At 71.7% G+C, this 9823-nt stretch carries 10 protein-coding genes; 3 read left to right on the top strand and 7 right to left on the bottom strand.

Features of this window, described 5'->3' with window-relative positions; translation table 11 throughout:
• Positions 1-20 precede the first annotated feature (20 nt).
• The 4 genes from OEY_RS0110530 to OEY_RS0110515 all read right to left on the bottom strand — a co-directional run bounded on the left by OEY_RS0110530 (position 21) and on the right by OEY_RS0110515 (position 3903).
• Entirely contained in the window at positions 21-371 is a 351-nt protein-coding gene (locus tag OEY_RS0110530) for a VOC family protein (RefSeq protein WP_010593843.1), read from the bottom strand.
• 60 nt (positions 372-431) lie between these two features.
• On the bottom strand, positions 432-797 hold the full coding sequence (locus tag OEY_RS0110525) for a hypothetical protein (RefSeq protein WP_010593842.1): 366 nt from the start codon (positions 795-797) through the stop codon (positions 432-434).
• 347 nt (positions 798-1144) lie between these two features.
• The gene (locus OEY_RS0110520; RefSeq protein WP_010593841.1) at positions 1145-3214 is read right to left on the bottom strand and encodes a copper-translocating P-type ATPase; all 2070 of its coding nucleotides are present in this window, start codon (positions 3212-3214) and stop codon (positions 1145-1147) included.
• 107 nt (positions 3215-3321) lie between these two features.
• Positions 3322-3903, bottom strand: a complete 582-nt coding sequence (locus OEY_RS0110515) for a DUF305 domain-containing protein (protein WP_010593840.1) — start codon at positions 3901-3903, stop codon at positions 3322-3324.
• Positions 3904-4077: 174 nt separating this feature from the next.
• Here OEY_RS0110515 and OEY_RS0110510 point away from each other — a divergent pair, with 174 nt between their 5' ends.
• Genes OEY_RS0110510 through OEY_RS0110500 form a run of 3 tightly spaced genes read left to right on the top strand, consistent with a single transcriptional unit; the run spans position 4078 to position 6244 of the window.
• Positions 4078-4317 carry a hypothetical protein gene (locus OEY_RS0110510; protein WP_010593839.1) on the top strand — a complete coding sequence of 80 codons (240 nt, stop codon included), beginning with the start codon at positions 4078-4080 and terminating at the stop codon, positions 4315-4317.
• Positions 4314-5126, top strand: a complete 813-nt coding sequence (locus OEY_RS0110505; RefSeq protein ID WP_010593838.1) for a response regulator transcription factor — start codon at positions 4314-4316, stop codon at positions 5124-5126. The genes OEY_RS0110510 and OEY_RS0110505 overlap by 4 nt, the downstream gene beginning before the upstream one ends.
• A complete protein-coding gene (locus tag OEY_RS0110500; protein WP_010593837.1) occupies positions 5123-6244 on the top strand; it encodes a sensor histidine kinase in 1122 nt (373 codons plus the stop codon). The genes OEY_RS0110505 and OEY_RS0110500 overlap by 4 nt, the downstream gene beginning before the upstream one ends.
• On the opposite strand, the gene purQ is transcribed toward OEY_RS0110500, so the two are convergent.
• The 3 genes from purQ to OEY_RS0110485 form a co-directional block, all read right to left on the bottom strand.
• Positions 6211-6888 (bottom strand): phosphoribosylformylglycinamidine synthase subunit PurQ, encoded by a 678-nt coding sequence (purQ, locus tag OEY_RS0110495; RefSeq protein ID WP_010593836.1) that lies wholly within the window; start codon positions 6886-6888, stop codon positions 6211-6213. The genes OEY_RS0110500 and purQ overlap by 34 nt on opposite strands.
• Entirely contained in the window at positions 6885-7130 is a 246-nt protein-coding gene (gene purS / locus OEY_RS0110490) for a phosphoribosylformylglycinamidine synthase subunit PurS (RefSeq protein ID WP_003936546.1), read from the bottom strand. The genes purQ and purS overlap by 4 nt, the downstream gene beginning before the upstream one ends.
• 114 nt (positions 7131-7244) lie before the next feature.
• On the bottom strand, positions 7245-9626 hold the full coding sequence (locus tag OEY_RS0110485) for an ATP-binding protein (RefSeq protein WP_010593835.1): 2382 nt from the start codon (positions 9624-9626) through the stop codon (positions 7245-7247).
• Positions 9627-9823 lie beyond the last annotated feature (197 nt).

Genomic DNA, 9823 nt, shown 5'->3' with positions numbered 1-9823 from the left:
CGACGCTCTTCCGACAGACCTCAGGGGGTGCTCGCCACGCAGAACTGGTTGCCGTCCGGGTCGGCGAGCGTCACCCACCGGAACCCGCCCATGTCCTGGCGGTGCACCTCGCTCGCACCCGCCTCGACGAGCCGGCTCACCTCGGCGTCGAGGTCGGGCGCCACCAGGTCCAGGTGGATCCGGTTCTTGCCCGGCGTCGGATCCGGAACCTTCTGGAACCCGAGTTTCTGTGGAGTGCCGGGCATTCCGACGACGAAGAACCAGCCCTCGTTGTCCTGTTCGATCCGGCCGCCGGTCTGTTCGGCCCACCACGTGGCGAGCGGACCGGGGTCGGCGCTGTCGAAGGTGATCATGCCGATGTTCAGTGCCATGGCCGGGACGGTAACGGACGGGGCCGACAACGTTGCGCCGCAACGGCACCGGGTACGCCGTCAGCAGGCGGCGCGAACGAGTTGGGTGATGCGGTCCACCTGCTGATCGGTGGGGGCGACCGCACCGTTGGTGGACAGTTCGGCGACGTTGTCGCGGATCTCCTCGTCGCTCGCACCGTCGTCGATCAACGGACAGGTTTCGGTGACGATCGCCTCGATGGAGGCATCGTCCCTGCCGTCGGCCAGGTTCGGGTATCCCGTCCGGAACGTCGCGACGAACGTCCCCAGCTTCGCCGCGTCGACGGCACGTTCGACGACGCTGGAGGCGACGCTGCCGGCCGGGCGGGTCGTGCTCGCCGGCGCCGACGTCTCGTCGTCGGATCCACAGGAGGTGAGGAGGAAGAGGGCGGCGACCGCCGCCACCACAGCAGTCCGAGTCTTCATGGTTCGAGCGTGACACGCCGGGACGTTCCCGTGCCCCGGAAAGGCGGAATTCGCGGCGGACCGCTGCGCTCGGGCACGTTCCGCCCCGGCGGCCGGACAGCCCCGAGGCCGGACAGCCCCGGGGAAAGATGCGTAATGCTACTCGAGACACGGACCGCGACATGCGGCATAGTGGTGCCCGGCACGGCCGATCGGGGGATTCGGCAGTGCCGGCCGGAGCCGGTTGGGGGCCGCTCCGGACCGGAGAAGAAGGGGCCCCGCCGCCGATCGGGACGGCGACGGGGTCCCTTTCTCGTCATGTTCTCTCGCCACGCCGGACGACGATCGGGTCAGCTCCCGGCTGCGATCTTCGCCGGATCCAGCTCCAACCGGCGCAGCAACTGCGCGTTGAGCGCCACGACGATCGTGGACACCGACATGAGCACCGCGGCGACCGCGGGCGGCAGCACCACCCCGGCGAAGGCCAGCACACCGGCCGCGAGCGGCACCGCGACGATGTTGTACCCGGTGGCCCAGACCAGGTTCTGCCACATCTTGCGGAAACTCGCCTGCGACAGGGCGATCACCGACAGCACGGCACGCGGGTCGTCGGCGGCCAGGACCACCCCGGCCGACTCGACGGCGACGTCGGTGCCCGCGCCGATGGCGATGCCGACGTCGGCGCGGGCCAGGGCCGGCGCGTCGTTGACGCCGTCGCCGACCATCGCGACGCGGTGCCCGCGGGCCTGCAGCTCGGCGACCTTCGCGTCCTTGTGTTCGGGCAGCACGTTCGCGAACACCTCGTCGATACCGAGGTCGGCGGCGACGGCGTCGGCCACCTGGAGCGCGTCCCCGGTGATCATGGCGACCTTCACTCCGCGTGCGTGCAGGGCGTCGATCGCCTGCCGCGACTCCTCGCGCACCGCGTCCTCGAGCGCGACGGCCCCGAGCACAGCACCGTCGCGCACGACGTGCAGCACCGACGCCCCGCGCGCGACCCAGGGTCCGGTCGCGGCCTCGACGTCGGCGGGAACGTGCGCCCCCAGGTCCGCGAGGACGGCCGGACCGCCGACGAACACGGTGGCCCCGTCCACCACGGCTCGCACCCCGCGTCCGGGCAGGGACCGGAAGTCCTTCGCCGGCACCGCGGCCCGGCCTCCGGCGGCGGCAACGACGGCGCGGGCGACGGGGTGCTCGCTGTCGGATTCGACGGCGGCCGCCAGGGCCAGCAGGTCGTCCTCGGTGGTGCCGGCGGTGGCGACGACGTCGGTGACGACGTGCCGGCCCTGGGTGAGGGTCCCGGTCTTGTCGAACAGGACGACGTCCACGCCGCGCATCCGCTCGAGCGACAGCCGGTCCTTGACGAGTACGCCGGCGCGGGCGGCGCGCTCGGTCGAGATCGCGATGACGAGCGGAATGGCCAGGCCCAGCGCGTGCGGGCACGCGATGACCAGGACCGTGACGGTACGGACGACGGCCTCGTCGAGGTTGCCGAGCAGCGTCCACACGGCGAAGGTGAGGACACCGGCGAGGGTGGCGAAGTAGAAGAGGAAGGCGGCGGCCCGGTCCGCGAGCGCCTGGGCTCGGGAGGACGAGGCCTGCGCGTCGGCGACCATGCGCTGGATGCCGGCGAGCGCGGTGTCCTCCCCCACCGCGGTGATGCGCACGCGCAGTGCACTGTCGGTGGCGATCGTGCCGGCGACGACGGTGTCGCCGACGGCGCGGGGCACGGCGCGGGACTCACCGGTGATCATCGACTCGTCCACCTCGGCGCGGCCGTCGACGACCGTCCCGTCGGCCGGGACGCGCGCACCGGCCCGCACCAGGGCGACATCGCCGACGGTGAGGTCGCCGAGCGGGACCGGCACCACGCCGTCCGCGGTCACCTTCTCGGCCGTGTCGGGCAGCATCGCGGCCAGGGCGTCGAGCGCGCGCGACGCCGAGCCCAGCGCCCGCATCTCGAGCCAGTGCCCGAGCAGCATGATCACGATCAGCAGCGCCAGTTCCCACCAGAAGTCGAGGTCGAACCCGCCCAGTCCGAGCGTGGTCACCCAGGACGCCGCGAACGCGACGCTGATGGCCATGGCGATGAGCAGCATCATTCCGGGCCGGCGGTCGCGCAGCTCGTTCCACCCGCCGACGAGGAAGGGGCTGCCGCCGTAGACGAAGACGACCGTGCCCAGGACGGGCGAGACCCATCCGGCCCACGCGGCGTCGGGCAGCGGGTAGCCGAGCAGGTCGGCGAACATGGCGCTGAAGACCACGATCGGAACCGCGAGGACCAGGCTCACCCAGAATCTGCGCCGGAAGATCTCACCGTGCGGCCCGTGACCGGCGTGCCGGTCCCGGCTGCGCCCGGTGTCGTTCCCTCCGGGTGGCGCGGTGTGGGCCCCGTGTCCGTGGTGTGCGAGCTGTGTCATGGCTTTCGCCTCGATCCGTTTCCGTTTCCGTGGACCCTTCCATTGATACCCCCAGGGGGTATCAATGGAAGGATTGGGGCGGTCACGATTCGGTCACGGCGGTGGAACTACTGCTCGAGCATGGCGCGCATCTCGTCGATCTCCGCCTGCTGTGTCGCGATGATCGACTCGGCGAGTTGCCGCGCCTCCGGGTTCACTCCCTCGGCCAGCTCGGTCTGCGACATCTCGATCGCACCCTCGTGATGGGCGATCATCATGGTCAGCCACATGCGGTCGAAGTCCATGCCGCGGGCCCCCATCATGGAATCCCACTCGTCGTCGGACATCATTCCCGGCATGCCGCCGGGCATCCCCATGCCGCCGTGCCCCATCCCGTCCTCGTCCGGTGCCTCCTGCCCCCACTCCGCGAGCAGCGACTCCATCTGCTCCATCTCGGGTTCCTGGGCGGCCTCGATGCGGGCGGCGAGGTCGATCAGTTGCGGATCCTCGCTGCGCTCGGGCACGGCCTGGGCCATCTGCACGGCCTGCGCGTGATGGGGGTACATCTCCTGCAGGAACTCGACGTCCGCGTCGGCGAACTGCGCCTGCGCGGCCGGAGCCGAGGTCTGGGACGTGCCCGGGGCCGACGTCCCTGCCTGTTGCTGCGGCTCGTCGCTGCCACACGCCGCGATCACCACAGCCAGCGGCACCGCTGCCGCCGCCGCTACTACTCTCTTGTTCCACAACATGATTCGAACGTACTCGTCGCATCGGCCGGGTCCGGTGCCGCAGGCCCTGGCCCGGCCGGTCCTTCATCGAAACTTCATCGTCCGCAGGGCCCGCCCACATGCGGCGGCGCGCACACTCGTCACAGGAGGTGCGCGATGATGGGTTGGTACGGCGGCGCGGGCTGGGCCGCGGCCCTCGCGATGGGTGTGTTCTGGCTGTTGCTCGCCGGGGTGGTGGTGTGGGCGGTGATCCGGGCCGCGGCACCACCGGATTCCGGCGACGATGCCCGCCGGATCCTGGATCGGCGGCTCGCCTCCGGCGAGATCGACCTCGAGACCTACCGGACCCTGCGCGACGAACTGGACGCGCGGTCTCCGCGACGGATGCGGCGATGACCCGCATGCCCGGCACGCGAGGCACCCCCTCGGTCGCCGGGCAGAGCCATCCGGTCGCGCACCCGCCCCGCGACGAGGAACGGGCGGCCGTGAGCGCTGGGTACCCTGGCCGCGTGCACACCCCCGGCCCGCGCATCCTCGTAGTCGACGACGAAGCAGCCCTGGCGAAGGTGGTGGCCAGCTATCTCGAACGGGAGGGCTTCGAGGTCGCACTCGCCCACGACGGGCCGACGGCCGTCGCGCTCGCCCGGCGAACGGATCCGGTGCTCGTCGTGCTCGACCTGATGCTCCCGGGTTTCGACGGGATCGAGGTGTGCCGGCAACTGCGGACGTTCTCCGACGCGTACGTGCTCATGCTCACCGCCCGGGGCGACGAGGTGGACAAGGTCATCGGCCTGTCGGTGGGAGCCGACGACTACGTCGTGAAGCCTTTCGGGCCGAGGGAACTCGTCGCCCGGGTACGGGCGATGCTGCGCCGGCCCCGCAGCGGCACCGCGTCGGAGGCACCGCGCCGCATCGGCGGGCTCGTCGTCGATCCGGTGTCGCGCACCGTCTCGGTCGACGACGCACCCGTCGCGCTGACACGCACGGAATTCGATGTGCTGCTGGCACTTTCGGATCGACCGTCGGCGGCGCTGTCACGGCGGCAGATCATCGACGAGGTGTGGGGGCCGAACTGGTTCGGCGACGAGCACATCGTCGACGTCCACATCCGTGCGCTGCGCCGCAAGCTCGGCGACGACGCCGCCGCCCCCCGCTTCGTCCGTACGGTGCGCGGAGTCGGGTACGCGATGGAGGCCACGGGGTGAACCGGCTGGGACTGCGGGGGCGGCTGCTGATCGCGCAGTTGCTCGTGCTGCTCGTCGGGGCGGCGACACTCACCGTGGTCGCGACGCTGGTGGCCGCCCCGCTGTTCCACTACCACCTGGCCCACGCGGGTGTGGAGAACGCGCAGGTGCGCCTGCACACCGAGGAGGCGTTCGCGCAGGCCGGGGCGGTCGCGCTCGCCGCCGGGGCGGCCGTCGCGCTCGGGGCCGCCGCGATCACGTCCGTCGTCCTGATGCGCCGCATCACCGCGCCGGTGAGCCGGCTGGTCGAGGCCACGGGCCATGTCGCCCGCGGCCGCTACGACGTGCCGATCACCCGGTCCGGCGACGCGGACTTCGCCCGGCTCGAGAACGCCTTCGCCGACATGGCAGGCCGTCTCTACACCACCGAACTCTCCCGACGCCGGCTCCTCGACGATCTCGCTCACGAACTGCGCACCCCCGTCGCGACGCTCGAGGCCTACCTCGAAGGCATCGAAGACGACGTACTGCCCGCCGACGCCACCTCGTGGCAGGTGATGCACGATCAGCTCGACCGATTGCGGCGTCTCGTGTCGGACCTGTCCGACCTCTCCGCCGCGGACGAGCACGCGCTCGACCTGCACCCCGAGGAGGGCGACCTCGCCGCGACGGTGGCGGCGTCGGTGTCGGCCGCGACCCCGCGGTTCGCCGACAAGCAGGTGGGACTCGAGGCGGAACCGCCCGAGGTGCTGCCGCCGGTCCGGTTCGATCCGCAGCGGGTCGCACAGATCCTGACGAACCTGCTCGAGAACGCCCTACGGCACACGCCGGCCGGGGGCCGGGTGGTCGTCACGTGCGAGCGCACGGACCGGGCGACCGTCCTGGTGCGGGTGCGCGACACGGGCGACGGCATACCCGCGGATCAGCTCGACGCGGTGTTCGAGCGGTTCCACCGGGTCGATCCGGCCCGCAGCCCCGGCGGCAGCGGCCTGGGCCTGACCATTGCGCGCAGCCTCGCCCGCGCCCACGGCGGCGACCTCACGGCCGCGAGCGACGGGCCCGGGCGGGGCGCCCGCTTCGACCTGACCCTGCCTACGAACGGGTGTCAGGCGGAGACGACCGCGTCGAGAACGCTGTAGAACATGCCGAGCCCGTCGTCGCTGGGGCCCGTGAGTGCTTCGGTGGCGTGCTCGGGGTGCGGCATCAGACCGACGACGCGTCCGTTCGCCGACGAGATGCCCGCGATGCCGCGCTGGGAGCCGTTCGGGTTGTCGCCGGCGTAGCGGAACACCACGCGGCCCTCGCCCTCCAGTTCGTCCAGCACCTCCTCCGAAGCCTGGAACCGGCCCTCACCCGACTTGAGGGGCACCAGGATCTCGGCACCGGCCTCGTAACGGGTGGTCCACGCGGTGTCGTTCGACTCCACCTTCAGCCACTGATCGCGGCAGATGAAGTGCAGGCCCTCGTTGCGGGTGAGGGCACCCGGCAGCAGACCGGCCTCGCACAGCACCTGGAAGCCGTTGCAGATGCCGAGCACCGGCATACCGCCCCGAGCGGCCTCGACGACCTTGCCCATGACGGGGGCGAAGCGCGCGATGGCGCCGCAGCGCAGGTAGTCGCCGTAGGAGAAGCCACCGGGCACGATCACCGCGTCGACTCCCCTCAGGTCGGCGTCGCCGTGCCAGAGGCTGACGGCCTCACCGCCGGCGAGTTCGACGGCGCGGGCCGCATCGATGTCGTCGAGCGTGCCCGGGAAGGTGATGACCCCGACGCGTGCACTCATGCGTCACCGTCGATCCGGCGCACGGTCCAGTCCTCGATGACCGTGTTGGCCAGCAGCGCCTCGGCGATCTTCTCGACCTCGGCGTCGCCGACGCTGCCGTCGACCTCGAGCTCGAAGCGCTTTCCCTGACGGACGTCGGACACGCCCGCGAAGCCCAGTCGCGACAGCGCCCCGACAATGGCCTGGCCCTGCGGATCGAGAATCTCGGCCTTGGGCATGACTTCGACGACGACACGAGCCACGTGCTGCTCCTCGGTAGTAGTGCTGGCGCCCGGGGACGGACACCGGACGCCCCGCAGTTTACCGGCCGACCCCGGGTGACCCGGAATCGGCAGGGCCGCACGCGGGCAGGTCCGTCACGGCTGCGGAGGCGGCTGCTCGGTGAGCGACGCCGTGAAGTTCTCGACGATCTCGGCCGCGAGCGTACGGACCTTCACGTTCGTCGCCTGGGACATCGCCGACAGCTGCGCGAATGCGGTGTCCGCGTCGACCCGGTGCGCTGCCATGAGCAGGCCGACGGCGCGGCTCGTGACACTCCGGGTATCCAAAGCGATCCGGAGCGAGGCGGCCTCGTGCGCACTCGCGGCGAGCAGCTCCTCCCGTAGCCGCGACATCTCCAGGTGCACCCGGACCCGCGCCGTGAGCTCGCTGGGATGGAACGGCTTGACGACGTAGTCGTCGGCACCGGCTCGCAGTCCCTCGACGGCGGACTCCGATCCGGCCCGGGCCGTGAGCAGGATCACCGGAAGCCGCGCCAGCCGTTCGTCGTCGCGCACGTCCTGCAGGAGCGACAACCCGCTCCGCCCCGGCAGCATGACGTCGGTGAGGAGCAGGTCGGGAAGCTCGGCCCGGATCCGCTCGAGCGCGGACTCGGCGTCGGCCGTGGCGTCGACGTGCCAGCCCTGGGCCGTGAGCAGACCGAGAAGGTGGTCACGCATGTCCGCGTTGTCCTCGACGAGGAGGATGCACGGTTGTCCCTCGCGCGGGCCGGCTGCGGGCACCGCGACGGGCCGCCACGCCTCGACCTCTCCCAGGTACGCCGCGCCCGCCGAAGCCACGACGTCGTCCGCGGCGCCGGGCGCCGGCTGGGAGCTCGGCACCGCGGGCACCGTCACCGTGAACACCGTCCCGTGCGGGGCGACGTCGTCGACGGACACCGAACCACCCAGGGCGGCGACGAACTGCGCGACGAGGGACAGTCCGATGCCCGACCCCTCGCGGCTGCGGCCGGACCGGTCGCCGATCTGGTAGAAGCGGTCGAAGATCTTGCCGCGCTCGGCCTCCGCGATGCCCGTGCCCGTGTCTGCGACGCGCAGCACCAGGTTCGCCCCGTCACCCCGCAGGGTCACCGAGACCGATCCCGCCTGGGTGAACTTGATCGCGTTGGACAACAGGTTCAGCACGATGTGTGTCCACATCGTGCGGTCGATGGCCACGTACCGGCTCGGCACATCGTCGACGTCGACCTCGAGGGCGAGCCCCGCAAGGTCCGCCGCGTCCCGGAACAGCTCGGCTCCGTCGCGCGTCACCGCGACGATGTCGGTGGGCTCGCTGTGCGCGGCGAGCCGGCCGGCGTCGCCCCGGGCGACGTCGAGGAGCATGTCGACGAGCCGCTGCAGACGCAGTGCGGCCCGCCGCGCCGCGGCCACGGCGGCGACCTGGGCGGGAGGCAACGCGGCGGTGTGCTCGTCGAGCAGGGTCTGCAGCGGGCCGAGGAGCAGGGTCAGCGGGGTGCGGAACTCGTGGCTGACGTTCTCGAAGAACCGGCTCTTGGCGGCGTCGAGCTCGGCGAGCTCGGCCGCTCGCCGGCGTTCGGCCTCGTAGGCCTGCGCATCGGACAGCGCCGTGGACACGCGGACCGCGACCATGTCCAGGAACACCCGGTACTGCTCGTCGAGCTCGCGGAACCGGCTCGTTCCGAGGACGAGTGCACCGGCCGGGCCGCCCCCGGAGACCGGGAGGGGCAGGACCACCGCGGTGTCGCGGTCGGGACCGAGGTCCGCGACGGCCTCGGCCTTGCCGGACCCGGCCACCCGTGCGATCACTTCCGACAGGTCCGACACGACGCCGGGGGCGGCGCCGAACTCGGCCACCGTCACCATCACCCCCTCGCAGCACAGGTGGGCACTGCCGAACGGCAGATCGTCCTCGTGACCGCCGAGCAGACCGAGCGCGGCCCGGCAGGCGTCGTGGGCGGTGGCCGTCTCCGTCATCGCGAGCTGGCCGAGTTCCCGCAGGACGGCGGCCCGGCGCTCGGCGAGCACCTGCTCGGTGACGTCGGTGGTGGCGACGAAGATGCCGGCGACCGTGCCGTCGGCGGCGCGGACGGGGCTGTAGGAGAACGTCCAGTACGTCTCTTCCGTGTAGCCGAAGCGGTGCATGAACAGTTGCATCCGCTCCGACAGGGTCGGCTCCCCACGCTGCGCCTGGGTGACGAGAGCCCCGATGACGTCCCAGATCTCTTCCCAGCACTCGGCGGCTCGCTGGGCCGCCGCCGCCGGGAACTTCTCCCCGAGCAGGGGCCGGAAGGCGTCGTTGAAGATCTGCACCAGCTCCGGCCCCCAGCACAGCAGCATGGGCACCCGGGACGGGACGACGGTCCGCACGGCCGCCGTGAGTTCGGGGGGCCAGGTGTCGATCGGTCCCAGCTGGGTCGCCGCCCAGTCGGCGTCGCGGTGGACGGTCGCGGTGGGGTCCGGCCCCGGGAACAGGGTGCGGGCCGAAGTCTCGTCGTCCACCTCGGTGCCTCACATCGTGCGTCGTTCCTGTCGGAGCTTCTCAGGATAGAGCGGGCCCACCCGAGCCTCCGCCCGGGCGGTACGCACGATTCCGGGAGTCTCGGGGAAAGGACCGTCCCGGACTGGCGGAGTCATACCCCTAGGGGGTATAAAGGAAGCACACGACCAGAGGAGGATCGCGATGACCCGGCTCCTGC

The sequence above is a fragment of the Rhodococcus sp. P14 genome, assembly GCF_000256505.1.
GTDB classification, from domain to species: domain Bacteria; phylum Actinomycetota; class Actinomycetes; order Mycobacteriales; family Mycobacteriaceae; genus Rhodococcus; species Rhodococcus ruber.
This window is presented reverse-complemented; position numbering and strand designations above follow the sequence as displayed.